Source organism: Pseudomonas medicaginis (assembly GCF_965119365.1).
GTDB lineage: Bacteria > Pseudomonadota > Gammaproteobacteria > Pseudomonadales > Pseudomonadaceae > Aquipseudomonas.
This window is the reverse complement of sequence record NZ_OZ221631.1, coordinates 1,764,457-1,789,766: the sequence shown is the minus strand read 5'-3', so window position 1 is coordinate 1,789,766 and position 25,310 is coordinate 1,764,457. Positions and strand designations below refer to the sequence as shown.

Here is a 25,310-nt window from a genome sequence, read left to right as displayed (position 1 = left end):
AGTTCAGCCCAATGGGTTCGAAAGTGTGCTGCATTTAACTGAACAACAATAGCCGCTCCTCACATTTTGGCTGACCGGCGTGTCCTGATCACCGCCCTTTAGGCTTGCGAGAAAATTATTCATGAAGAAGCTGTGTTTGCTGGGCCTGTTTGTCAGTCTGGCCAGTCACTCCGTATTTGCCGACAACCTGCCAGCCCCCATGGAGAACAAGGACGCCTTCATCAGTAACCTGATGAAGCAGATGACCCTCGAAGAGAAGATCGGCCAATTGCGCCTGATCAGCATCGGCCCGGAAATGCCCCGGGAGATGATTCGCAAGGAAATCGCCGCCGGCAACATCGGGGGCACGTTCAACTCCATCACGCGCGACGAAAACCGTCCGATGCAGGACGCGGCCATGCGCAGCCGGTTGAAGATCCCGATGTTCTTCGCCTATGACGTGATCCACGGCCACCGCACGATTTTCCCGATTCCCCTGGCCCTGGCCTCGAGCTGGGACATGGACGCCATCTACCACTCCGGGCGCATCGCCGCCAAGGAAGCCGCGGCCGACAGCCTGGACATCACCTTCGCGCCCATGGTCGATATTTCCCGCGACCCGCGCTGGGGCCGCACCTCCGAAGGTTTCGGCGAAGACACCTACTTGGTGTCGCGCATCGCCGGGGTGATGGTCAAGGCATTCCAGGGCAACGGCGCCAACGCGGCCGACAGCATCATGGCCAGCGTCAAGCACTTCGCCCTGTACGGCGCGGTGGAAGGCGGCCGGGACTACAACACCGTGGACATGAGTCCGCTGAAAATGTACCAGGACTACCTGCCACCCTACCGCGCCGCCATCGACGCCGGAGCCGGCGGGGTGATGGTCGCGCTGAACTCCATCAACGGTGTGCCGGCCACGGCCAACACCTGGTTGATGAACGACCTGTTGCGCAAGGAATGGGGCTTCAAGGGCCTGGCGGTCAGTGACCACGGCGCCATTTTCGAACTGATCAAGCATGGCGTCGCCAAGGACGGCCGTGAAGCGGCGAAGCTGGCGATCAAGGCCGGCATCGACATGAGCATGAACGACTCGCTCTATGGCAAGGAACTGCCAGGGTTGCTCAAGGCCGGCGAGATCGAGCAGAGCGACATCGACAACGCGGTGCGCGAAGTGCTCGCGGCCAAATACGACATGGGCCTGTTCAAGGATCCGTACCTGCGCATCGGCAAGGCCGAAGACGACCCGGCCGACACCTACGCCGAAAGCCGCCTGCACCGCGCCGACGCCCGTGACGTGGCGCGTCGCAGCCTGGTCCTGCTGGAAAACCGCAACCAGACCCTGCCTCTGAAAAAGAGCGCGAAGATCGCCCTGGTCGGCCCGCTGGCCAAGGCACCAATCGACATGATGGGCAGTTGGGCCGCGGCCGGGCGCCCTGCGCAATCGGTCACCCTGTTCGACGGCATGACCCGCGCCCTGGGCGCCGAGTCGAAGCTGATCTACGCCCGTGGCGCCAACATCACCGGCGACAAGAAGGTGCTCGACTACCTGAACTTCCTCAACTTCGACGCCCCGGAAGTGGTGGATGACCCGCGCCCGGCCCAGGTGCTGATCGACGAAGCGGTAAAAGCCGCCAAGGACGCCGATGTGGTGGTGGCCGCCGTGGGTGAGTCCCGCGGCATGTCCCATGAGTCGTCGAGCCGTACCGAACTGAACATCCCGGCCAGCCAACGCGAGCTGATCAAGGCCCTGAAAGCCACCGGCAAGCCTCTGGTGCTGGTGCTGATGAATGGCCGTCCGCTGTCGTTGCTGGAAGAACAGCAGCAGGCCGATGCGATCCTGGAGACCTGGTTCAGCGGCACCGAAGGCGGCAACGCCATCGCTGATGTGCTGTTCGGCGACTACAACCCGTCGGGCAAACTGCCGATCACTTTCCCACGCTCGGTGGGGCAGATTCCGACCTATTACAACCACCTGAGCATCGGCCGGCCGTTCACGCCTGGCAAGCCGGGCAACTACACCTCGCAGTACTTCGACGACACCACCGGCCCGCTCTACCCGTTCGGCTACGGCCTGAGCTACACCGAGTTCAGCCTGGCGGACATGGCCCTGTCGTCGACCACACTGAACAAGACCGGCAAGCTCGACGCCAGCGTGACATTGGAAAACACTGGCAAGCGTGACGGTGAAACCGTGGTGCAGTTGTACATCCAGGACGTGACCGGCTCGATCATTCGTCCGGTGAAGGAGCTGAAGAACTTCCGCAAGGTGATGCTCAAGGCCGGCGAGAAGAAAGTCATCCACTTCACCATCACCGAAGACGACCTGAAGTTCTTCAATGCCCAGCTCAAATACGCGGCTGAACCGGGCAAGTTCAACGTGCAGATCGGCCTGGATTCCCGGGACGTGAAGCAGCAGAGTTTTGAGTTGCTCTGATCCCCAGGCAACACAAAACCCATGTGGGAGCGAGCTTGCTCGCGATAGCGGCTTAACATTCAACTCAGATGTTGAATATCAGACCGCCATCGCGAGCAAGCTCGCTCCCACAGTTGTATCTGGGTGTTCGGGCTAGCCGCGCCGATCCAACAGGTTCACCACCACCCGATCCACCAACCCCCACACCCGCTGCTTGAACCGCTTCCACAGCGGTCGGCGCTGCCAGGCGTCGAGGCTGACTTGCAGGCTCTGGGCAAAATCCCGCTCGAAACTGGCCGCCACGGCGCTGCTGAGCCGGGAATCCAGGGCTTCAAGGTTGGCTTCCAGATTGAAGCGCAGGTTCCAGTGATCGAAATTACAGGAACCGATGCTGACCCAGTCGTCCACCAACACCATCTTCAGGTGCAGGAAACACGGTTGGTACTCGAAAATCTGCACGCCGGCCCTGAGCAATCGCGGGTAGTAGCGGTGCCCGGCATAGCGCACGGAGGGATGGTCGGTGCGCGGGCCGGTCAACAGCAGGCGCACGTCGATGCCTCGGGCGGCGGCCTTGCGCAAGGAACGGCGCACGTTCCAGGTCGGCAGGAAGTACGGCGTCGCCATCCAGATGCGTTTCTGCCCACTGTTCAAGGCCCGGGACAGCGACTGCAGGATGTCGCGATGCTGCCGGGCATCGGCATACGCCACTCGCCCCATGCCCTCGCCCACCGGCGGGACGCGGGGCAAGCGCGGCAAGCCGAAGTTGGAAGCGGGCTTCCAGGCCCGCCGATGACGGTTGGCGAGCCACTGGCGGTCGAACAGCAACTGCCAGTCGAGCACCAGCGGGCCGACGATTTCCACCATCACCTCGTGCCACTCGCTGCGATCATCGAGGGGGTTCCAGAATTCATCGGTCACACCGGTGCCGCCCACCACCGCCAGGCGCTGGTCCACCAGCAGCAGTTTGCGGTGGTCGCGGTAGAGATTGCGTACCCAGCGCCGCCAGCTCAGGCGATTGTAGAAGCGCAACTCAACCCCGGCTTCGATCAAGCGATTGCGCAGGCTCAGGGTAAAGGCCAGGCTGCCATAGTCATCAAACAGGCACCGCACGCGCACACCGCGCTCGGCCGCCTGGACCAGGGCCTGGACCATCGCCTCGGCACAGTGCCCCGCTTCCACCAGGTACAACTCCAGTTCGACCTGTTCCTGGGCACGGGCGATTTCCACCAGCATGCGCGGGAAGAACTGCGGGCCATCGATCAACAGCTCGAAGCGATTGCCTTCTCGCCAGGGGAAGACCGGGCCGCTCATGTCAGCGCGCCGTGAAAATCAGCACCGCATTCACCGGCACCGAGAGGCTGATGGCCGACAACCCGGCCAGGTTTCGCAGCTTTTCCAGCCCCGGCGCCAAATCGAAATCCGCCGCGTTGAGCACCACCGGCTCCAGGGTTACCACTTGGAAGCGGCGCTCATCCAGGCGCGTCGCCAACAGTTCGACGTTGTATTCGTGTTGCTTGCCGTGCAGGTTCACCGTCAGCGGCAGGCGCAATTCCAACTGCGCGCCGTTGGCCAGGTCCTGGATCGGCGCCAGGTCGATCTTGGCGGTGACAGTGGCTTCGGCAAATTGCTTGATCTCGAACAGCTCGGCCCGCATGCGCTCATCGCGCAGGGGAATGCCACTGTTGATGGATTCCAGCTCCACTTCCAAGCGCGCCAAGCCCTCGGGCTGGACTTGACCGTGCAGCACCAGGAAACGCTGGACCTCGGAAACATTGCCGTTTTTGCTGCTGATGAACGACAGCCGCGACGACTCGCCGTCCAGGTACCAATCGGCCTGGGCTGGCAACGCGGCGCAGGCCAGCAGCAAGCTGGCGGCAGCGTGAGGGAAAAACCGCTTGAACATACACACTCGCAGGGCACATAAACCTGTGGCGAACCTTAACCGGGCCGAGGGCACTTGCAAACTGTCTGTTTCAACAACGGTCAGAAACACACAAGACCCTGTGGCGAGGGGATTTATCCCCGTTGGGTTGCGCAGCAGCCCCAAAACAGGCGATTCAATCCACCTCAATCACAGCTATAGGGCCGCTGCGCGGCCCAACGGGGATAAATCCCCTCGCCACAAGGTTCGTGCCATTCTTGAGTTACTCCAGCCGACACCCCTGCCGCTCGCCCAGCCATTGCGCACTGTTGCTGCGCCCCAACCCGCTGACGGTGACGCGCTTGGTTTCAGGGGTTTCGAGAAAATCGCTGGTGGGCACTGACTGCTTCACATAATCGCGACAATACTCGGCCGATTGCTGCATCACATAGCGGCATGAACAGTATTCCTTGGCGGTGTAGGCACTGATGATGTCGGGGAAGGCCCGCAATGCCACCCGCTCCAGCCAGACCCAACCGAACAGGGCAATGAGTAGCGCCGACAGCAAGGTAAGCAAGATTTGGCGCCTCATGGCTGCACCTTCCCGGCGAACGCCGCCAGGGCGCGCTTGAGCAGTTCGTTATGGCGATAGCTCCCGTCGCGGTCGTCGCCGTAGCGCACGATCACCAGTTTGGCGCTGGGAATGACATACAGCGCCTGCCCCCAATGGCCCAGCGCGGCGAAGGTGTCCGGCGGTGCAGCGGGCCAGGGGCGGATCGTTGGATCGGCGGCGCGGTTGAGCCACCAGTGCCCGCCCGGCACGGCTTCGTCCTGGCCAGCCTGGAAGTGCACGAAAGGCTCGCGGCTGAATGCGACCCAATCCTTGGGGATCAGTTGCCGTTCGTCCCAGCGGCCGTCCCGTTGCATCAACAACCCGACACGCGCCAGGTCCCGCGCCGTCAGGTAGGCATAGGACGACCCCACGAACGTGCCGCTGGCATCGGTTTCCCAGGTGGCGTGGCGGATACCCAGAGGGTCGAACAGGGCCGTCCAGGGGTAATCGGGGTAACGTGCCGCGCCGACAATATTTTTCAGGGCCGCCGCCAACAGGTTGCTGTCACCGCTGGAATAACGGAACGCCTGCCCCGGTGGGCTGAAGCTTTCATGCTGCGCGGTAAACGCCGCCATGTCGTGACGTCCGCGGGTATAGAGCATCGCCACCACCGACGACTTGAGCGGCGCGTATTCGTAGTCTTCCTGCCAGTCCAGGCCGGACGCCCAATGGAAAAGATCGGCCAGGGTCAGGCCCGGGTGCCGGCGCAGCGGCGAGTAGTACTGGGCTGCCGGATCGTCCAGGGCAAAGCGCTGTTCACCGTAGGCCACGCCGAACACCGTCGCCAGCAGGCTTTTGCTGATGGACCAGGTCAGGTGAGGTGTCTGGGCGGTGGTCGGTCCGGCGTAGCGCTCATAGACCAGCCGACCGTCCTGGATCACCAGCAGCGCGTCGGTGCGGATGCCCTCACGGCTCGCATCGTCCCGGGGTGGGAAGGCGTATTGTTCCAGGGCTTCGATGGCCGGCCCGCTCGGGGTCGGGCCGCTTGACCATTGCTCGCCGGGCCAGTCTTGGGCCTGGACGCTCAGGTTGAGTATCAGCAGCGGGATCAGGAACCAGCCTTTGGACATGCTTGGGGCTCGCAGGGTTTAACCTTCAGAGCCTATGCAGACTTGATGACAGTTTCGAGGCTTGTGTGTCCCCTGTGGAAGCGAGCTTGCTCGCTCCCACAGGGGACAGTCGCTTGAAGGACTAGCCCAACGCCTTGGCCAACCGCTTGGCCCGGGCCCCCGCCGCAAGGTCCATCACACCTTTATCCCGCGTCCACATCTCGCGCCACGTCGCAGGCCCGGCGGCCAGTGCAGCGTTGAGTTCGCCATCGAGCCCTTGGAACTGAGCGAACAACCCGCCCAGCAGCACATGCCCGGCCGCACTGGACGGGTTATGCCGACTCACCTCCGCGCAGCCTGCGAGCAACGCCAGCAGGCGCAGTTGCAACGCCTGGGGCCAGGCGCACTCCTGCCCGATGCCATACAACCAGGCGGTCATCGCACTGAGCACGTAAAGGTCTTCCAGGGTGCGGAACGGTTTGACGTAGGCGTCCCAACCGTCACCGGCCAGCAACTCGCACAATGCGCCGTCGAGCAGGACGCGGCCATGGCTGATGTCCGGCATCAGGGCAATGGCGGGCAGTTTTTCCAGGGTTACGCCGGGCTCGCCCGCATAGGCCACTGCCAGGTTCAGCCGTGGCGTTTCACCGGGTGCTTCGCAGCGAGCGGCAATCAGCAGCCACTCGGCGGCGTCGCCGGCAGTGACGAAATCCTTGCGTCCGTTCAGGCGCAAGTCGTCGAGGCGGGTTTGCATGTCCGCCGGGCGCAGGCTGCGTTGTTCGGTGGCACACAAGGCGCCGAGACTCTGGGGCGCGCTCGGCCACAGCACCCGCAGCGCCGCCTGATACCCCACCAGGAACGCCAGCCCCGGCGTGGCCATCGACCGTGCCCCGACCACGGCCAGTTCGAACGGCGTTACCGCCCCCAGGCGTTGCAACAACGCGGCATAACCTTCGGCCAGGTCTGGATGGGCGGGTTGGCGCTCGCCACGTTCGATCAGGGTGTGCCAGGGCATGGGGGCCTCCTCGAGGGCTGTCATATAAGCATCACCAAAGCTTCATGGCGATGACACCGGGGCTACATAGCCTGACTTTGCACAACATGGCTGCATAAAGAAAGTCGACAGGCTGCAACTGAACAGCCCGCACGGAGATTCGCTATGACCCAGATCGCCCGCATCAGCGACACCGGCAATGAACGCCGCCTGCAAGCCGAACGCCTGACCGGCGCCCACGCCTTGCAAGAAGCCCAGGCCCTGCGCTTCAACGTCTTCAGCGGCGAATTCAACGCCAAGCTCAAGGGCGCGGAGAAGGGTCTGGACATGGATGACTATGATGTTCACTGCGCCCACATTGGCGTACGCGACCTGAACACCGGACGCCTCGTGGCGACCACTCGCCTGCTCGACCACCAGGCCGCCAGCAGCCTGGGCCGGTTCTACAGCGAAGAAGAATTCAGCCTCCACGGCCTGGTCCATCTCAAGGGGCCGATCCTGGAAATCGGCCGTACCTGCGTCGACCCGGCCTACCGCAACGGCGGCACCATCGCGGTGCTCTGGGGCGAGCTGGCCGAAGTCCTGAACGAAGGCGGCTACAGCTACCTGATGGGCTGCGCGAGCATTCCGATGCAGGATGGCGGCATCCAGGCCCAAGCGATCATGCAGCGCCTGCGGGAACGCTACCTGTGCACCGAACACCTGCAAGCCGTGCCGAAAAAACCACTGCCGACCCTGGATGTGCCGTCCAACGTCATCGCCGAGATGCCACCGCTGCTCAAGGCTTACATGCGCCTGGGCGCAAAGATTTGCGGCGAACCCTGCTGGGATGAAGACTTCCAAGTGGCAGACGTGTTCATCCTGCTCAAGCGCGACGATCTCTGCCCGCGCTATGCCCGCCACTTCAAGGCAGCCGTGTAATGAGCCGGTTGCGGGTGTACGCGCGTATCGCGCGAGTATTGCTGGTAGTGACACTGGGCCTGGGCATGGCCAGCGTGTTCGGGCTGTTCGAACGCCTGGGGATCGCCAACTCGATGGTCCGTCGCCAGCGCTGGTCGCGGTTCTTCATGGCGCGCCTGGGCCATGCCCTGCCCTTTTGCGTCACCGTTCACGGTCAACTGCCGCAACGGCCGATGCTGTGGGTCAGTAACCATGTGTCCTGGACTGATATCCCCTTGCTGGGCATGCTCACGCCGCTGTCGTTCCTGTCCAAGGCCGAGGTGCGCACCTGGCCGGTCGCCGGATGGCTGGCCGCCAAGGCCGGCAGCCTGTTTATCCGGCGTGGCTCGGGCGACAGCCAATTGATCCGCAAACAAATGAGCCGCCATCTGGAACAGGCCCATCCGCTGTTGATGTTCCCGGAAGGCACCACCACCGATGGCCGGACCTTGCGCACCTTCCACGGTCGCCTGTTGTCGGCGGCCATCGACGCCGATGTTGCGTTGCAGCCGGTGGCGATCCGTTACCTGCGCAACGGTGAACCGGATTCACTGGCGCCGTTCATTGGTGATGATGATTTGCTGTCGCACTTGATGCGTTTGTTTGCCAATGATCGGGGTGAGGTGGAAATCCATCTGCTGGAACCGATTGCCTGCCACGGCCAGGAACGCGCGGCACTGGCCTTCCAGGCGCAGCAGGCGGTGCACAAGGCGTTGTTCGGGGCGCTTCCAGAGAAACAGCAAGCGCCGATGCGACCTGCTGCGATTGCGGCCTGATCCGGATCTCTGTGGAGATCCCTTGTGGGAGCGAGCTTGCTCGCGATAGCGGCTTAACATTCAGCAGATATGTTGACTGAACCATCGCTATCGCGAGCAAGCTCGCTCCCACAGATGTACGGGACAACCACATGGGTTACAAAAAAGTGCATTCACATAGGTGACACTTTGATTGAAACGTAGCCGTTCTTTGCGTCCCTGGCATTGACGTGACCTAGGATCACCGGACCGAAGATCACATTCCATACGCCGTCCTTGATCATCTCCATTCCAATGTTCTGATGCCTAAGCAGATTCCCTACGTATATCCGCAGACCGGCTCGATTAATGATTCCGCTACCATCTGCCAGGTAACACTCAATATGGCTCGCATACCCCATTTCCGGTAACTTCTCCGGGTAAGCCCGAGTTGAGGGTGTGTAGCAGGAGGCCGGAGTTTTCTGACCGAGCGCCTCGTGTCCCCGCTCGTAATTGTAGTGCTGCATAAATCGATTAAAATGTTTTTGCTGAGCCTCCCAAGCAATTGCCGGCGGTTGGGGAAAGGTACTTTTCAACGTCCGGTGCATGCGCTCATGACGTCCATTTTGATCTGGCCGACCAGGCTCAATTCGCTCAGGAATAATCCCAAGGCGTAGCCACCAGATCGACAATTGCGACAGCCCAGCACGCCCCGTACTGGCAAACGGCACGCCGTTATCGGTGCGGATGCGCTCAGGCATCCCATACTCACGAAAAACGCGCTCGAAAGTTTGCTGGGTCTCCTTGAGATTGGTATTGGCCATGCTCTCGCAGGCAAGCAGGAAGCGACTGGCATGATCCATGATCGTCAGCGGATAACACCAAACGCCCGCCCCAGTCAGAAATTGGCCCTTGTAATCTGCGCTGAAAAGCTGATTAGGCGTTTCTGCCTTACGCAAAGGCTTGGGATAGACAGCGACACGCTGGCGCGACGGCCGAGGCGTGATCAAATCAACGGCCTTGAGGATGTTGTAAATCGTCGTTTTCGACGGCGGATCTTGCCCCGGGAAACGTTTCATCAAATCGTTCTGGATCTTTTTAGGACCCGGAACCGTTTCGCCAGTAGAGCGAAGCTCAATAATGGCCTGCCTCACAACCAGCGGCACTACATAGGTTTGGTTGTGCCGTCGGCGGCTACGTTCGTCAAGCCCACTGGGTCCCTCCAGTTCATAGCGCTCGACCCATTTGTAGCCGGTCTTTCGGCTGATCTGATAGTCCTGGCACAGCCTGCTAAAGCTGTGCTTTTCGGATAGATACTCAGCGATGAACATCACTTTGAGGTCCATAGGTTTCAGCTCTCTCCAGGACATGGTCAGATCCTCGCGAAATCGACCATGCCAGTTAAAAACTGTTACCTATGTGCGTGAACTGATTTGTAACCCATGTGGGTGAGTCATACCCAGATTAGTTTTGTAGTGTGGTTTGGCTCAGCACAAAATCCTGCAGTTGCGGATAGAACAACCGAAAATCCTCGCTCAACGGCTCATAGAGCCTGGTCAACTCCGGCATCGCCCCGGCCAGTTCCTCGGGCCGAGACAGGCGCCGGGAAATACCGCGCAAAACCTGCTCCAGCACTTCGAACGCCTGGTAAGACCCCAGCCAGTCATCCGCCGCCATATGCGGCGCGACGTGCGCCAGGCGCCCCGGCAGCTGCGGTTCAGTGCCGAGTACCTGGTACACCCGGGCAGTGAAATCCAGCAGCGGCCCTTCGCCGTACAAGGTCCAGTCCCGGGCCAGGCAGTGATCGAAAAACACATCGAGCACGATCCCGGCATAGCGCCGTCGCACCGTGGAAAAGCGCGACAGGGCGATATCCACCAGAGGATGCCGGTCGGTGTACATGTCGATGCGCCGATGCAGCGCGATCGCCGCTTCGATCCGCGGGTCGTAGAGCCCTTGCAGCGGTCCCTTGACGAAGTCGCCGTAGAGGCTGCCGAGCAGTTGTTCCCGGCCGGGGCCGCCGAGGTGCAGGTGCGCAAGATAGTTCATGGCCCGCAGCTTAGCACCCCAACGCCCATATCGTTATAACCCGATATAGCGATTTGTTCGTTCATCAGATCAAATCCATATTGGTATATCGCGAAGCAACGATTTAAGGTTCGCTCCATCGCGATATAACGTTTTACTCACCCCGAGCTTGCCACCCATGACCCTCGACCTCGACGAAATAATAAAAGCCCTGGCCCACCCAGTACGGCGAGACATCCTCAACTGGCTCAAAGACCCCAAGGTCCAGTTCCCCGACCAGTTGCACAACCACGAGTTCGGCATCTGCGCCGGGCAGATCGACCAGCGTTGCGGCCTGTCGCAATCCACGGTGTCTGCGCACTTGGCGGTGTTGCAACGGGCGGGGCTGATCACCAGCCAGAAGGTCGGTCAATGGCACTTCTTCAAACGCAACGAAGACGTGATCCAGCAGTTCCTCAAGCAAATGAGCCAAGAGCTCTGACCCGACAAGGACCTCATCATGCCCCTCTCACTCCTGATCCTGGCCCTGAGCGCCTTCGCCATCGGCACCACCGAGTTCGTCATCATGGGCCTGTTGCCCGACGTGGCGGCCGACCTGGGCGTGTCGATTCCTGGCGCCGGTTGGCTGGTGACCGGCTACGCCCTGGGCGTGGCCATCGGTGCGCCGTTCATGGCCCTGGCCACCGCCCGGCTGCCGCGCAAGGCCGCCCTGGTGGCGTTGATGGGGATTTTCATCGTCGGCAATCTGCTTTGCGCCATTGCCGGCGACTACAACGTGCTGATGTTCGCCCGGGTGGTCACGGCGCTGTGCCACGGTGCGTTCTTCGGCATCGGTTCGGTGGTGGCCGCCGGCCTGGTGGCCCCCAACAAGCGCGCTTCGGCCGTGGCCCTGATGTTCACCGGCCTGACCCTGGCCAACGTGCTCGGCGTGCCGCTGGGTACGGCACTGGGCCAGGAAGCCGGCTGGCGCTCGACCTTCTGGGCGGTGACCGTCATTGGCGTGGTGGCACTGATCGGCCTGATCCGCTTTCTGCCGGCCAAGCGCGATGAAGAAACACTCGACATGCGCTCGGAACTGGTGGCGCTCAAGGGGGCCGGCCTGTGGCTGTCCCTGAGCATGACCGCGCTGTTCTCCGCGTCGGTGTTCACCCTGTTCACCTACGTCGCCCCGCTGTTGGGCGAAGTGACCGGCGTATCGCCCCGCGGCGTGACCTGGACCCTGGTGCTGATCGGCCTGGGCCTGACCCTGGGCAACATCATCGGCGGCAAGCTGGCGGACAAGAGCCTGGCGAACACGCTGATGGGCGTCTTCCTCACCATGGCCGTGGTGTCCACCCTATTGAGCTGGACCAGCGTGGCGCTGATCCCCAGCGAAATCACCCTGTTCCTCTGGGCCACCGCCTGCTTCGCCGCCGTGCCGGCCCTGCAAGTCAACGTGGTGACCTTCGGCAAAGACGCGCCCAACCTGGTCTCCACCCTGAACATCGGCGCCTTCAACATCGGCAACGCCCTGGGCGCCTGGGTCGGCGGCAGTGTCATCGACCATGGCCTGGGCCTGACCTCCGTGCCCCTGGCCGCTGGCGCGCTGGCCGTACTGGCGCTGCTGGTCACCCTCATTACTTTCCGTCAGGGCGGCAACGCTGACCTGGCCCCGGCAACTCATTGACTGTTAACCCTTCCACCTTCGAGGTTGTATTTTCATGGCGACTCTTTTCGACCCCATCAAACTCGGCGACATCGAGTTGAAAAACCGCATCATCATGGCCCCACTCACCCGCTGCCGCGCCGACGCAGGCCGCGTGCCCAACGCGTTGATGGCCGAGTACTACGTGCAACGCGCGTCCGCCGGCCTGATCCTCAGCGAAGCGACCTCGGTCACACCGATGGGCGTGGGCTACCCGGACACACCGGGCATCTGGTCCAACGACCAAGTGCGCGGCTGGGCCAATATCACCAAGGCGATCCATGGCGCCGGGGGCAAGATTTTCCTGCAACTGTGGCACGTGGGCCGGATTTCCCATCCGTCGTACCTGAACGGCGAAACCCCGGTAGCGCCAAGCGCTATCCAGCCCAAGGGGCACGTGAGTCTGGTGCGTCCGCTGGCCGACTACCCAACGCCACGCGCACTGGAAACCGCTGAAATCGCCGACATCGTCGACGCTTACCGCGTCGGTGCCGAGAATGCCAAGGCCGCCGGTTTCGACGGTGTGGAAATCCACGGCGCCAACGGCTATCTCCTTGACCAGTTCCTGCAAAGCAGCACCAACCAGCGCACCGACAGCTACGGCGGCTCCCTGGAAAACCGTGCCCGCCTGCTGCTGGAAGTGACCGATGCAGCCATCGAAGTCTGGGGCGCTGGCCGGGTGGGCGTGCACCTGGCGCCACGGGCCGACTCCCATGACATGGGTGACGAGAACCGCCTGGAAACCTTCAGCTATGTGGCCCGCGAACTGGGCAAGCGTGGCATCGCCTTCATCTGCTCCCGTGAGAAGGAAGGCGAAGACAGCATCGGTCCACAACTCAAGCAGGCTTTCGGCGGCCCGTACATCGCCAACGAACGCTTTACCAAAGAGCGCGCCAATGCCTGGCTGGCCGAGGGCAAGGCCGATGCCGTGGCCTTCGGTGTACCGTTCATTGCCAACCCGGACCTGCCGGCACGCCTGCAAGCCGACGCACCGTTGAACGAAGCGCATCCGGAAACCTTCTATGGCAAGGGCCCGGTGGGCTACATCGATTACCCCGTACTCTAAGTCAGAAACACAAAAGCCCTGCCTCGAAAGAGCCAGGGCTTTTTTTATTCACGCTAAATATCCAGTCAAACATCCTGACTTCTAAAACCCACCCCACCCTTCCTATTATCGCCAGCAACAAGACAATGCGTCTTGCTCGCTTGCAATCACTCTATTTGAAAAGGATTTCAAATGAACGCCACCCCTGACAACGGCCAACAGGCCGACAAGAGCATGTATGAACTTATCGCCGCTCAATTCAATTGGGCGCCGTTGACCGTGTTGTCCCAATACCTCAAGTCACTCGATACCCAAGAGTATTTGCCAATGCTCGCGGCGCTGATGGAGAAGGCCAGCCTGGATGACAAGGTCAACAAGCAGATGCAGGCCTGGGAACAGGAACGCATCAACCCAGGCCGCACCCGCCTCCTCGTAAAGTTAATCAATCATAGCGATGTGGATTTTGAAGTTGGCGAACACACCCTGCCGTTGAATGCCGACGAGCAGAACCTCACACAGATTCTTCCCTGGGATATCCAAGCCTTGAAATTCGACCTCGCTTACGCCCGACGCCTGGGCAGCCGCAGCAAGGAGATATTCAAACACTCTATTGTCTTCGGCGATAAAGACTGCGGTTTTCGCTTTGACTTCGGTTTGCGCGTCAATACGTCCTTCGGTGTTATTTCACCGACGCTGACACCCGTGCGGACCCACAAAGTCACCTCCATTGGAATGAACCCCATCCAATGCACGACTCGAATCACTCGCACCGCCAATGAAGAGCCCTACGGGTTTACCTTGGAACTCACGCTGAGCTGAACAATGCCGCCTCGCCAGGGCCGTCTGGCGGGGCATCGACGGGCCCACTCGGATGACCTTGTCGACGAGCTCCTTCCTGCACATTCATCAGGACGAAACAAATTTCCTACAAAATTCGCCGCCGATTGCCTATCAACCGCGCCGACATCGGTTTATAAAAGCCCCCTGACGTCCGTATTGACACAAACCGACGCAATTACGCATTTTGTTTCATTTGCGCAGGCTGGGGCTCAGGTGCAGCATGTCCAGCCCGATTTCCACCCAGCGCTCGGCCTCACCCGCCAGGGCGAAGCTGTCGGGCGCCAGCAGCCACTGGTACAGAATGCCATCGATGTAGGCATGTATGGCGACTGCCGCCCTCTCGGGGTCCAGATCATCCGGCAACTGGCCGCGTTTCATCGCATTGCGCAACGACAGGGCGATGCGCACATTGCAGTCGAGGCTGACCTCGCGCCGCTGCTGGCGCAAATCGCACATTTCATCGGTGAATTCACACTTATGGAACAGGATCTCATTAATACGTCGGGTTTTCGGGTCCAGGGCCACTTGCTGGAACAACCGGACCAACAGCTTGCGAATACAGCCAAGCGGGTCAAGCTCCTCTTCATTCTCACTGGCACGGGCCAACTCGTCGAGCGGCTCGTGCAGGGTATCGAGCATCGCCTGGAGCAAATCCGCCTTGTTGCTGAAATGCCAATAAATGGCACCGCGCGTCACACCGGCCAATGTTGCGATGTCAGCCAGGGTCGTACGCGCCACGCCACGCTCGAAAAACGCCTTCTCGGCGGCTTCGAGTATCTGCTTGCGAGTCTCCTGGGCTTCCTCTTTGGTACGACGGACCATGGCAGTAACCACCTCAATCAGGCTGCGTCAGCAACGCGTAAGAATCAGCTGAACAAAATATGAGGCGACGTCTCTTGGGACGCGTCCCCGGTCTACTCAGGCCTTTGTCAGGCTTTTGTAAATCCGGATATTACGCAATTTGGCTGTTTACAAACAACCATGTACGTAAGTATATTTCTTAGCATCCTACTAATTGAATTAATGCTGCTTTTACCTTTCCATCTTTCGAGTGCGCCCGTTGCGCGCCTGGACCCGAGGATTTCCATGCAATTCAAGCCAGCTGTTACTGCTCTGGTTACCGCCATCGCCCTGGCATCGCTGCTCAGCGGATGCAAAAAGGAAGAGACTGCACCTGCTCCTCCCCCTCCTCAGGTCGGTGTCGTAACCCTCAAGACCCAACCCTTCACCCTGACCTCTGAACTGCCGGGGCGCACCAGCGCATTCCGCGTCGCCGAAGTACGGCCACAGGTCAACGGCATCATTCTCAAGCGCCTGTTCAAGGAAGGCGCCGACGTCAAGGCCGGCCAGCAGCTGTACCAGATCGATCCAGCTGTCTATGAAGCGACCCTCAAGAGCGCCGAGGCCAACCTGCGCTCCACCAAGTCGATTGCCGATCGTTACAAGCAACTGGTGGATGAACAGGCGGTGAGTCGTCAGGAATACGACACCGCCGTGGCCAATCGCCTGGAGTCGGAAGCCAACCTGCAGACGGCCCAGATCAACGTGCGCTACACCAAGGTCTACGCACCGATTTCCGGTCGCATCGGCCGCTCCTCGGTCACCGAGGGTGCGCTGGTGAGCAACGGCCAGACCGATGCCTTGGCGACCATCCAGCAACTGGACCCGATCTATGTCGACGTGACGCAAAGCTCGGTCGAATTGCTGCAACTGCGCCGCGAACTGGAAAGCGGCCGCCTGCAAAAGGCCGGCGAGAACGCTGCCATGGTCAAGCTGACCCTGGAAGACGGCAGCCAGTATCCCCACGAAGGCAAGCTGGAATTCTCTGAAGTGTCGGTTGACCAGACCACCGGCTCGGTGACCCTGCGCGCCGTGTTCCCCAACCCTGACCACACCTTGCTGCCGGGCATGTTCGTCCACGCACAATTGCAAGCCGGTGTGAACAGCGCGGCGATCCTGGCACCGCAACAAGGCGTGACCCGCGACCTCAAGGGGATGCCAACCGCCCTGGTGGTGGGTGCCGACAACAAGGTCGAGCTGCGTCAGCTCAAGGCGAGCCGCACCGTTGGCAACCAGTGGCTGATCGAAGACGGTCTCAAGGCCGGCGATCGCCTGATCACCGAAGGGTTGCAGTTCGTACGCCCTGGCGTGGAGGTCAAGCCCACCGAAGCCACCAACGTTGGCACCAAGAACCCTGCCCCCGCACAGACAGCTGATAAAGCCGCCGGCGGCAAAGGGGAGTAAACCATGTCGAAATTTTTTATCGACCGTCCGATTTTCGCCTGGGTGATTGCCCTGGTGATCATGCTGGTCGGGGCTCTATCGATCCTCAAGTTGCCGATCAACCAGTACCCGAGCATTGCGCCACCGGCCATTGCGATCCAGGTGACCTACCCGGGCGCGTCCGCGCAAACCGTGCAGGACACTGTGGTGCAGGTGATCGAGCAGCAGCTCAACGGCATCGACAACCTGCGTTATGTGTCCTCGGAAAGTAACTCCGACGGCAGCATGACCATCACCGCCACCTTCGAGCAGGGCACCAACTCCGATACCGCGCAGGTCCAGGTCCAGAACAAACTGAACCTGGCCACCCCGCTGCTGCCGCAAGAAGTGCAGCAACAAGGGATTCGCGTGACCAAGTCGGTGCGAAACTTCCTGATGGTGATCGGCGTGGTGTCGCGCGACGGCAGCATGACCCGGGAAGACCTGTCCAACTACATCGTGTCGAACATGCAGGACCCGATCTCGCGAACCGCCGGTGTCGGTGACTTCCAGGTCTTCGGTGCGCAGTACGCGATGCGGATCTGGCTCGACCCGGCCAAGCTGAACAACTACAGCCTGACCCCGGTGGACGTGAGGACGGCGATTGCCGCGCAGAACGTCCAGGTCTCGTCCGGCCAACTCGGCGGCCTTCCCGCCCTGCCCGGCCAGCAGTTGAATGCCACGATCATCGGCAAGACCCGCCTGCAGACCGCCGAACAGTTCAAGAACATTCTGCTCAAGGTCAACCCGGACGGCTCGCAGGTGCGCGTCGGTGACGTCGCCGATGTCGGCCTGGGGGGTGAGAACTACAGCATCAACGCCCAGTTCAACGGCGCCCCGGCTTCCGGCCTGGCAGTGCGGCTGGCCACCGGTGCCAACGCCCTCGACACGGCCAAGGCCCTGCGCAAGACCGTAGACGACCTCAAGCCGTTCTTCCCGCCAGGCATGGAAGTGGTATTTCCCTACGACACCACGCCGGTGGTGAGCGAGTCGATCAAGGGCGTGATTGAAACCCTGGTTGAAGCGATCGTGCTGGTGTTCCTGGTGATGTTCCTGTTCCTGCAGAACTTCCGCGCCACCATCATCACCACGATGACGGTGCCGGTGGTGCTGCTGGGTACCTTCGGGATCCTCGCGGCGTTCGGCTTCAGCATCAACACCCTGACCATGTTCGGCATGGTATTGGCCATCGGCTTGCTGGTGGACGACGCCATCGTCGTGGTGGAAAACGTCGAACGGGTGATGAGCGAAGAAGGCCTGTCGCCCAAGGAAGCCACCAAGAAATCCATGGGCCAGATCCAGGGCGCCCTGGTGGGTATCGCCTTGGTGCTCTCGGCGGTACTGCTGCCAATGGCGTTCTTCGGCGGTTCCACCGGTGTGATCTACAAGCAGTTCTCCATCACCATCGTCTCGGCCATGGCCCTGTCGGTATTGGTAGCGTTGATCTTCACCCCTGCCCTGTGCGCCACCATGCTCAAGGCCATTGCGAAAGGCGAGCACGGCACGCCGAAACGCGGCTTCTTCGGTTGGTTCAACCGCAGCTTCGACCGTGGTGTCAGGAGCTACGAACGTGGCGTGGGCAACATGCTCAAGCACAAGGCTCCGTACTTGCTGGCCTACGTGATCATCGTGGTCGGCATGATCTGGCTGTTCACCCGCATCCCGACGGCGTTCCTGCCGGAAGAAGACCAGGGCGTGCTGTTTGCCCAGGTGCAGACACCGGCCGGCTCCAGTGCCGAGCGCACCCAGGTGGTGGTGGACAATATGCGCGAGTTCCTGCTGCGCCCCAGCAAGGACGGCGGCGAAGGCGACGGTGTGGCCTCGGTGTTCACCGTGACCGGCTTCAACTTCGCCGGTCGCGGCCAAAGCTCCGGCCTGGCGTTCATCATGCTCAAGCCGTGGGAAGAGCGTAACGCTGACAACACCGTGTTCAAGATCGCTGGCCGCGCCCAGCAACATTTTTTCACCTTCCGCGACGCCATGGTGTTCGCCTTCGCCCCGCCGGCGGTGATGGAACTGGGTAACGCCACCGGTTTCGACGTCTTCCTGCAAGACCGTGCCGGCATCGGCCACGACAAGCTGATGGAAGCCCGAAACCAGTTCCTGGGCATGGCGTCCCAGAGCAAAGTGCTGGCCCAGGTACGTCCGAACGGTCTGAACGATGAACCGCAATACCAGCTGGAAATCGACGACGAGAAGGCCAGTGCGCTGGGCATCACTTTGTCCGACATCAACAACACCCTGTCGATTGCCCTGGGCAGTAGCTACGTGAACGACTTCATCGACCGTGGTCGGGTGAAAAAGGTGTACGTACAGGGTCAACCCGGCGCCCGCATGAGCCCCGAAGACCTGCAGAAGTGGTACGTGCGCAACAGCGCCGGGACCATGGTGCCGTTCACGGCGTTCGCCAAGGGTGAATGGGTCTACGGCTCGCCGAAACTGGCGCGTTACAACGGCGTAGAAGCGATGGAAATCCTGGGCACCCCGGCGCCAGGCTATTCCACCGGTGAAGCCATGGCCGAAGTCGAAGCCATCGCCAAGAAGCTGCCGGCCGGTGTCGGTATTTCCTGGACGGGCCTGTCCTACGAGGAACGTCTTTCCGGCTCCCAGGCGCCAGCGTTGTACGCCTTGTCGCTGCTGATGGTGTTCCTGTGCCTGGCGGCGCTGTACGAAAGCTGGTCGATTCCGATCGCGGTCATGCTGGTGGTCCCCCTGGGGATCATCGGGGCCCTGCTGGCGACGAGCCTGCGCGGCCTGTCCAACGACGTGTACTTCCAGGTGGGCTTGCTGACCACCATCGGCCTGGCGGCGAAAAACGCCATTCTGATCGTGGAGTTCGCCAAGGAACTCCACGAACAGGGCCGTTCGCTGGTGGACGCCGCCATTGAAGCTTGTAGGATGCGTCTGCGCCCGATCATCATGACGTCCCTGGCGTTCGTCCTCGGCGTAGTCCCACTGGCAATCTCTACGGGCGCCGGTTCGGGCAGCCAGCACGCCATCGGTACCGGCGTGATTGGCGGTATGCTCACCGCGACCGTCCTGGCAATCTTCTGGGTGCCATTGTTCTTCGTGACCGTGTCGTCGATAGGCCGTCGCAAAAACACCGACGGGCACGACACTCCTGAAACCTCCAAAGAGGCTGGCCAATGAGCAAGTCGCTACTCTCCCTGACCATCGCCGCCGTCGTGCTCAGCGGTTGCTCGCTGATCCCCGACTATCAGCGGCCCGAAGCACCGGTCGCGGCGCAATACCCGCAGGGGCCGGCCTACGAGGCGGCCAACGCGCCCGGCCAGGCCGCCGCCGAGCAAGGCTGGAAGCAGTTTTTCCACGATCCGACGTTGCAACGGCTGATCCAGGTCGCCCTGGAAAACAACCGCGACCTGCGTGTCGCGGCGCTGAACATCGATGCCTACGCCGCGCAATACCGCATCCAGCGTGCGGACCTGTTCCCGGCGGTCTCGGCCACCGGTTCCGGCAGCCGCCAGCGGGTACCGGCACGGGCGTCGCAAACCGGTGAAGCGGCGATCAGCAGTTCGTATTCGGCAACCTTGGGCATCAGCGCCTATGAACTGGACCTGTTCGGTCGGGTTCGCAGCCTGAGCGAGCAAGCGCTGCAAAGCTACTTCGCCACCGAAGAAGCCCGTCGCAGCACCCAGATCAGCCTGGTGGCCAACGTCGCCAATGCCTACCTGACCTGGCAGGCCGACAAGGAACTGCTCAAGCTGACCCAGGACACCCTCGGGGCCTACGAACAAAGCTTCAAGCTGACCTCGCGCAGCGCCGAAGTCGGCGTAGCCTCGGCCCTGGACCTGAGCCAGGCGCGCACCGCCGTGGAAAACGCCCGCGTGCAACTGGCCCGCTACACCCGCCAGGTCGCCCAGGACGAGAACAGCCTGACCCTGCTGCTGGGCACTGGCCTGCCGGCCAACCTGAACTCGCAACCGCTGAGCGATGACCTGCTCAGCGAAGTGCCGGCCGGGCTGCCGTCGGACCTGCTGCAGCGTCGTCCGGATATCCTCCAGGCCGAACGCAACCTGCTGGCCGCCAACGCCAACATCGGCGCCGCACGGGCCGCGTTCTTCCCGAGCATCAGCCTGACGGCCAACGCCGGCACCCTGAGCCCGGACCTGTCCGGCCTGTTCAAGGGCGGTTCGGGCACCTGGACCTTCGCTCCGCAAATCAACCTGCCGATCTTCAACGCCGGTAGCCTGCGTGCGAGCCTGGACTACGCCAAGATCCAGAAAGACATCAACGTCGCACAGTACGAGAAGTCGATTCAGACCGCGTTCCAGGAAGTCTCCGACGGCCTGGCCGCGCGCCAGACCTACAACGAACAGTTGCAGGCCCAGACCGACTTCGTCGCCGCCAACCAGGACTACTACCGCCTGGCCGAGCGTCGCTACCGCATCGGTGTCGACAGCAACCTGACCTTCCTCGACGCCCAGCGCCAGTTGTTCAGCGCGCAACAGTCGCTGATCACTGACCGTCTTGCGCAACTGACCAGCGAGGTCAATCTGTACAAGGCACTGGGCGGTGGCTGGAATGCCGAGACGGGCAAGAACGAGCCGGTGAAGGAAGAGGCGCCCAAGACCCGGCTGTTCTGATCGTGCTTGAACGCTGAACAAGAAGCCCACCGGAAGGTGGGCTTTTTGTTGACCCAAGGCCTGACGCCAACCTGTGGCGAGGGGATTTATCCCCGTTGGGTTCGCAGCAACCCCAAAAAAGCCTAATGAACCGAGGCGGCAGGTTAACGCGGATCGACGATATCCAACGCTCGATTGACCAACAGCTCACTCAGTTCAATCATCTGCACCACGCCAAGCACGACATGCCGCCGCGAGCCGTTCAGGTCGAACGTCAGGTCACCGAGCATGGCATTGGCCGAGGCCAGGGTTTCACTGAGGTTCGCCAATAGGCACTCGGTGTCGATGGTATCGATGACGGTGAAAATCTGTGTGGATTTGGATGTGGGCTTTGGTTTGGGATCGGAATTTGCGCCCAGATGGAAATCGAGGGCTCGGTCTGCGGCCTCTTGGAGCTTTTCCGGATCGGGGTCGTTGTAGGGGAAGGTGGATCCAGACGCTGGGGGATTAGGTGTTTCTTTGATCATGGTAGTACTCCTAACGAAAATGAGAGCCGCCAGCATCACTTGCAGATGATAGGTGGCAGCTGTATGCGGGTCTGCAAGACCGAGTCGTTAGGCAACCTCGGCAGACCCGAAGGTCTCCCGCACACAGCCACCATAAAACGATGGCACCCAAAAGTCGCCATGGATTATAGGGGCGCGGCTAGGCGCCTAACAAATTCGGCGGGCTTGCAGTCCCGGTCGCTGGATGCGCAGCGACTACAACAGGCTAAGGATGCGACGTCCTAACGGCAACCCTAAAAGATTGTCGGAAAAATCGGCACGTCTGTCAGACATCCACCGCAAACTTTTCCCTCCCTTAAATGAATTGCTCAAGTAGGGATGAAGAAAAGAACTACAAGAAAAAACCACTGAAGCGTAGGACGTTCTGACAATCACCAAGAATTTTCCGACGAACTTTTAAGGTTGTCCCTCGGAACAAGCAAAACTAATTTATTAAGCCCTACCTCTACTTCAATGCCAGGAAGGCTTATGCAGAACCCCGAAGGACCGCCTCTACAAATTGAACTGCCTCCAACGATCATAAAACCCGAGCTGCCATCATCGCATCCGCCTCTGTCCACGCAGTCACTCGGCTATATTTCGAGACCCTTACCATGGAGCGGAACAGTCGTAGAAATTGCAGAAATTCAGAATTTCTTCAAGAAAAAAAATATTAAATCCGAATCCTTGACTATGGCGGTGGTCGTCACCATCGCCACCCAACAAGATCATTTAGAAAAGTCCTACAATTCCTACGTAGGAATTCTGAAAGCAAAACTTGACCATGAAATAGTCACGGCTATCGGAGCAGCCGCAGGAATACACGCTCTTGAAAAAGAGGTTATTGATCAGATCATCGCACGTAAACGAAGCGAGCTGCAGAACAGCTTGGTCACCGCCACCACTTTCTTTGCAAGAGATCCATTCCATAAAAGCATCAAGAAAAATGCAGTTGACTTCGTAAACATACTTCAAGGGAGCAGAGAGCCATCAACAGATGTTTACAACAGATGGTTACGGTCCATCACCGCAGCTTACACAGCGAAGGTCCTGACCGAAGAAATCAGAATTCTGAATGAAAAATTACAAGCAATGACCTCTGCCCGTACAACGATTGATGCTGAAAAACGAAAGAATCTTCAGGAGCACATCGATACGTTATCTAACCAACAGGGACTCACGCCTTCTCTTGTCACAGTGCAGCAAAGTCTGATTCCTTCCATAACTACGATCCGACACAAAGACGCTGCCCTGCCTATGGAAATACGGCACGATCTTGAAGAAATATTCAACGAAAATCCGCCTCAACATAAAAGCAACATAGAAGAACGAATCAGGCTCGACCATTTTCCCACCAGAACCCACAACACTAGTCTCCTTGAATCGCCTACCAAACAGCGTATCGATGCTTTGATGGAGGAGATTAACCATCAAGCTCGCGTGCCTGGATTGCACGCGGGGCGCCTCAACCGCGAACCTGATCTTGCCAAAGCCAATCAGTTCCATATAGCTGGAGCTGTGGCTGCTACCCAGCCGATGATCGTTACATCAGCCGGAACGATTGCGGCGGTTGAAGGCGCAGCTTTAGGTTTGGGCAGAGCCATTCAACTTGCAATTGCATCGCTGGCCGATGTTTTAGCGGGCACAGCGTCTGGGTTCTTTGTAGGGGTTGCAGCACTGATCTATTCGCCTAAGTTGGCAAACGGCGAATTACCGGAACGGTTTTCCTTTAGTACGCCACTTTCAGACCTAGTCCCATTACAAGACAGCGATCTGCACGTCATAGCTGCCACTGGCCAAACAATAGACCTACCTGTACGCCTCAGTACCAGAGACGCAGCAGATGGTCAGTCAGAACTTCTCGTGATCAAAGCCAACGGTATACCCAATCTTCCAAAAGTCAGGGTAGTGGCGGCTACCTATGATGCTCAGCAAAATATTTACACCGCCTCGGTTGGAAACTCACACTCAACAACCTTGACCTGGACCCCTGTTGTAGTACCAGGAAACGGCTCCACGACACTTCCCACTGAACCACCTTCGCCGCTTATTCATACAGGAGCTTCCGTAACGCCCGTTGAGGGAAGAATCGACTCATTTCCTGAGATAACCGAAAGCAGTTTTGATGACTATGTTTTTGTTTTTCCAATCGACTCAGGTTTGCCGCCTCTGTACGTTATGTTCAGAGATCGGAGAGAGGACCCCGGGGTTTCGTGGGGTATAGGAGCCCCCGTTTTCGGGATTTGGTTGGATGCGGCATCACAAGGGGAAGGAGCACCTATTCCATTACAGATTGCGCGAAAGCTAAGAGGCAAAGAGTTTAGAAGCTTCAAAAAGTTTAGAGAAAGCTTCTGGAAAGCTGTAGCTGATGACCCGTCGCTTTCAGGACAATTTAATCGACATAACCTAGAGCGAATGAAAAGAGGGTTAGCAGCCTTCCCTAGCAAGCCCGAGCGAGTTGGTGGTCGTATTAGGTATGAGCTGCACCACAAACAGTACATCTCCCACGGAGGTGAGGTTTACCATATTGACAACCTTTACGTAATGACACCTAAACGTCACATTGAAACTCATAAGGAGAAAAAACAATGAGCATATCAATAGCTGAAATCACTGAGGCAGAGTTCTTAGCATTCGTTGTAAAAATCTGCAATGTGGATTACCCGTCAGATGAAGCGCATACAACTGCTGCGCTAGAGTTTGAGCGAATTACAGAACATCCTTCTGGCATAGACCTAATTTATTACCCGGAAGATGGCAAAGACAGCCCAGAAGAAATAGTGAGCAAGGTAAAAACCTGGCGTGCCGCCAACGGAAAGCCAGGATTCAAGCAACCTTGATCCTTGGAACATATCACTCCTTCTACCGCTGAATTCAGCCGTAGAAGGGACTCTCTCACGCGCCCTCGCTGAACGTACCGACTCCTTCGTGAGCAGGCGCACTCCCACAATTTGGATCGGAGTACGACCGAGAGAGCCAAGCCGGCTATAAGGCCGCCTCGCGGCGGACGTTGATCTCGGCGCCCCGTTAACCACGATGGCCGAACGCTGGTATTGCGCAGTGGGCATCCCGGCATGGATGCCGGGATAGCCGCGCTGGGCCCAGAGTGTGTAAAAACTCTGAGCCAAAATTGAAGTTGGCGCTTCTATGCCAAATCTGAAATCTATCGGCTGGTTGGCAGACCTAGATTTTGCGTAGAAACGCGATTTGCGATTCTACTTTGGACACCAATCGCGCTGAAAAACGTTTTTACACACTCTGGGCCATGGATGGCCCTTCGCGGCGGGCCCACGGAGCAATGCCTGCGTTCGGGCATGCCGAGCCTAAGCGAGGCACCGAGTGGTGGGGCAAAAAGCGTTTTGCTTACTTTTGCGCTTCTCAAAAGTGAGCCGCCGTCAGGGCGGAACCCTAAGTGGCCGCTACCGCAGCAATGGATATGTACTCAGTCAACAAGAGCATGGCCGGCTGTCAGGTCGCCAGCGCGAGCAGGCTCGCTCCCATAGTGGAATGCGCCCATCCAACCAATTGTTTTGCTGTTCGATAATCGCCCAAAACCCGCAAACGGCAATTGAACCGATGCCGGGCGGCCCTTCACCATCGCTCGCACAAAACCAATAACAACAGGTTCGACGCCATGCCTCTACGCCCCGCCTCACCCGGCTGATCCCCGATCACCCTGACGCCCCTGGCTCCACCCTTACCGCCAGCACCTCAAACGTGCGGCAACGACCCGCTTCGTCC

The 25,310-nt window shown here is 59.8% G+C and carries 21 protein-coding genes; 12 read left to right on the top strand and 9 right to left on the bottom strand.

The annotated features are described in order from the left end of the window. The first annotated feature begins 121 nt into the window (after positions 1 to 121). Positions 122 to 2,413, top strand: a complete 2,292-nt coding sequence (gene bglX, locus ACMTA2_RS07920) for a beta-glucosidase BglX (RefSeq protein ID WP_413794408.1) — start codon at positions 122 to 124, stop codon at positions 2,411 to 2,413. A 132-nt stretch (positions 2,414 to 2,545) separates the two neighbouring features. Here the strand turns inward: bglX and ACMTA2_RS07915 are convergent, their stop codons facing one another. The 5 genes from ACMTA2_RS07915 to ACMTA2_RS07895 all read right to left on the bottom strand — a co-directional run bounded on the left by ACMTA2_RS07915 (position 2,546) and on the right by ACMTA2_RS07895 (position 6,930). Next, complete coding sequence (locus ACMTA2_RS07915; RefSeq protein WP_413794407.1) at positions 2,546 to 3,703, bottom strand: phospholipase D-like domain-containing protein; 1,158 nt, start codon at positions 3,701 to 3,703, stop codon at positions 2,546 to 2,548. 1 nt (position 3,704) lies between these two features. Beyond that, the gene (locus ACMTA2_RS07910) at positions 3,705 to 4,295 is read right to left on the bottom strand and encodes a YceI family protein (RefSeq protein ID WP_413794406.1); all 591 of its coding nucleotides are present in this window, start codon (positions 4,293 to 4,295) and stop codon (positions 3,705 to 3,707) included. Between the two features lie 241 nt (positions 4,296 to 4,536). Further along, the gene (locus tag ACMTA2_RS07905) at positions 4,537 to 4,845 is read right to left on the bottom strand and encodes an amidase (RefSeq protein WP_413794405.1); all 309 of its coding nucleotides are present in this window, start codon (positions 4,843 to 4,845) and stop codon (positions 4,537 to 4,539) included. Continuing rightward, entirely contained in the window at positions 4,842 to 5,936 is a 1,095-nt protein-coding gene (locus tag ACMTA2_RS07900; RefSeq protein ID WP_413794404.1) for a serine hydrolase domain-containing protein, read from the bottom strand. The genes ACMTA2_RS07905 and ACMTA2_RS07900 overlap by 4 nt, the downstream gene beginning before the upstream one ends. A 121-nt stretch (positions 5,937 to 6,057) precedes the next feature. Next, positions 6,058 to 6,930 carry an acyl-CoA dehydrogenase middle domain-containing protein gene (locus ACMTA2_RS07895; RefSeq protein ID WP_413794403.1) on the bottom strand — a complete coding sequence of 291 codons (873 nt, stop codon included), beginning with the start codon at positions 6,928 to 6,930 and terminating at the stop codon, positions 6,058 to 6,060. 144 nt (positions 6,931 to 7,074) lie between these two features. Between ACMTA2_RS07895 and olsB the strand changes: the two genes are divergently transcribed. Then, positions 7,075 to 7,830, top strand: a complete 756-nt coding sequence (gene olsB, locus ACMTA2_RS07890; protein ID WP_413794402.1) for an L-ornithine N(alpha)-acyltransferase — start codon at positions 7,075 to 7,077, stop codon at positions 7,828 to 7,830. Continuing rightward, positions 7,830 to 8,624, top strand: a complete 795-nt coding sequence (locus ACMTA2_RS07885) for a lysophospholipid acyltransferase family protein (protein WP_413794401.1) — start codon at positions 7,830 to 7,832, stop codon at positions 8,622 to 8,624. The genes olsB and ACMTA2_RS07885 overlap by 1 nt, the downstream gene beginning before the upstream one ends. A 152-nt stretch (positions 8,625 to 8,776) precedes the next feature. Here ACMTA2_RS07885 and ACMTA2_RS07880 read toward each other — a convergent pair whose 3' ends face one another. Both ACMTA2_RS07880 and ACMTA2_RS07875 read right to left on the bottom strand, forming a co-directional pair. Continuing rightward, positions 8,777 to 9,952: an integrase core domain-containing protein gene (locus ACMTA2_RS07880; protein WP_413790701.1), complete on the bottom strand. Its 1,176-nt coding sequence runs from the start codon at positions 9,950 to 9,952 to the stop codon at positions 8,777 to 8,779. A gap of 94 nt (positions 9,953 to 10,046) precedes the next feature. After that, on the bottom strand, positions 10,047 to 10,631 hold the full coding sequence (locus tag ACMTA2_RS07875) for an acyl carrier protein phosphodiesterase (protein ID WP_413794400.1): 585 nt from the start codon (positions 10,629 to 10,631) through the stop codon (positions 10,047 to 10,049). 157 nt (positions 10,632 to 10,788) lie between these two features. On the opposite strand from ACMTA2_RS07875, the gene ACMTA2_RS07870 reads away from it, so the two are divergent. The 4 genes from ACMTA2_RS07870 to ACMTA2_RS07855 all read left to right on the top strand — a co-directional run bounded on the left by ACMTA2_RS07870 (position 10,789) and on the right by ACMTA2_RS07855 (position 14,158). Continuing rightward, positions 10,789 to 11,091 (top strand): ArsR/SmtB family transcription factor, encoded by a 303-nt coding sequence (locus ACMTA2_RS07870; protein WP_053182660.1) that lies wholly within the window; start codon positions 10,789 to 10,791, stop codon positions 11,089 to 11,091. A gap of 18 nt (positions 11,092 to 11,109) precedes the next feature. Continuing rightward, positions 11,110 to 12,276: an MFS transporter gene (locus tag ACMTA2_RS07865; protein ID WP_413794399.1), complete on the top strand. Its 1,167-nt coding sequence runs from the start codon at positions 11,110 to 11,112 to the stop codon at positions 12,274 to 12,276. Between the two features lie 34 nt (positions 12,277 to 12,310). Next, positions 12,311 to 13,360: an alkene reductase gene (locus ACMTA2_RS07860; RefSeq protein ID WP_413794398.1), complete on the top strand. Its 1,050-nt coding sequence runs from the start codon at positions 12,311 to 12,313 to the stop codon at positions 13,358 to 13,360. Between the two features lie 171 nt (positions 13,361 to 13,531). Continuing rightward, complete coding sequence (locus ACMTA2_RS07855) at positions 13,532 to 14,158, top strand: hypothetical protein (RefSeq protein WP_413794397.1); 627 nt, start codon at positions 13,532 to 13,534, stop codon at positions 14,156 to 14,158. 210 nt (positions 14,159 to 14,368) lie between these two features. Here the strand turns inward: ACMTA2_RS07855 and ACMTA2_RS07850 are convergent, their stop codons facing one another. Beyond that, a complete protein-coding gene (locus ACMTA2_RS07850) occupies positions 14,369 to 15,001 on the bottom strand; it encodes a TetR family transcriptional regulator (protein ID WP_413794396.1) in 633 nt (210 codons plus the stop codon). Positions 15,002 to 15,265: 264 nt separating this feature from the next. Between ACMTA2_RS07850 and ACMTA2_RS07845 the strand changes: the two genes are divergently transcribed. The 3 genes from ACMTA2_RS07845 to adeC are packed head-to-tail and all read left to right on the top strand — an operon-like array spanning position 15,266 to position 21,045. After that, entirely contained in the window at positions 15,266 to 16,423 is a 1,158-nt protein-coding gene (locus ACMTA2_RS07845) for an efflux RND transporter periplasmic adaptor subunit (RefSeq protein WP_413794395.1), read from the top strand. Between the two features lie 3 nt (positions 16,424 to 16,426). Next, a complete protein-coding gene (gene emhB / locus ACMTA2_RS07840; protein ID WP_413794394.1) occupies positions 16,427 to 19,591 on the top strand; it encodes an efflux RND transporter permease subunit EmhB in 3,165 nt (1,054 codons plus the stop codon). Beyond that, complete coding sequence (gene adeC / locus ACMTA2_RS07835; protein WP_413794393.1) at positions 19,588 to 21,045, top strand: AdeC/AdeK/OprM family multidrug efflux complex outer membrane factor; 1,458 nt, start codon at positions 19,588 to 19,590, stop codon at positions 21,043 to 21,045. Before emhB ends, adeC begins: the two co-directional genes overlap by 4 nt. A 143-nt stretch (positions 21,046 to 21,188) precedes the next feature. Here adeC and ACMTA2_RS07830 read toward each other — a convergent pair whose 3' ends face one another. Continuing rightward, positions 21,189 to 21,551, bottom strand: a complete 363-nt coding sequence (locus ACMTA2_RS07830; protein WP_413794392.1) for a DUF6124 family protein — start codon at positions 21,549 to 21,551, stop codon at positions 21,189 to 21,191. 507 nt (positions 21,552 to 22,058) lie between these two features. Between ACMTA2_RS07830 and ACMTA2_RS07825 the strand changes: the two genes are divergently transcribed. Continuing rightward, positions 22,059 to 24,161, top strand: coding sequence for an S-type pyocin domain-containing protein (locus ACMTA2_RS07825; RefSeq protein WP_413794391.1), 2,103 nt, complete (start codon positions 22,059 to 22,061; stop codon positions 24,159 to 24,161). Next, a complete protein-coding gene (locus tag ACMTA2_RS07820) occupies positions 24,158 to 24,409 on the top strand; it encodes a bacteriocin immunity protein (RefSeq protein ID WP_413794390.1) in 252 nt (83 codons plus the stop codon). The genes ACMTA2_RS07825 and ACMTA2_RS07820 overlap by 4 nt, the downstream gene beginning before the upstream one ends. The last annotated feature ends 901 nt before the right edge of the window (positions 24,410 to 25,310 follow it).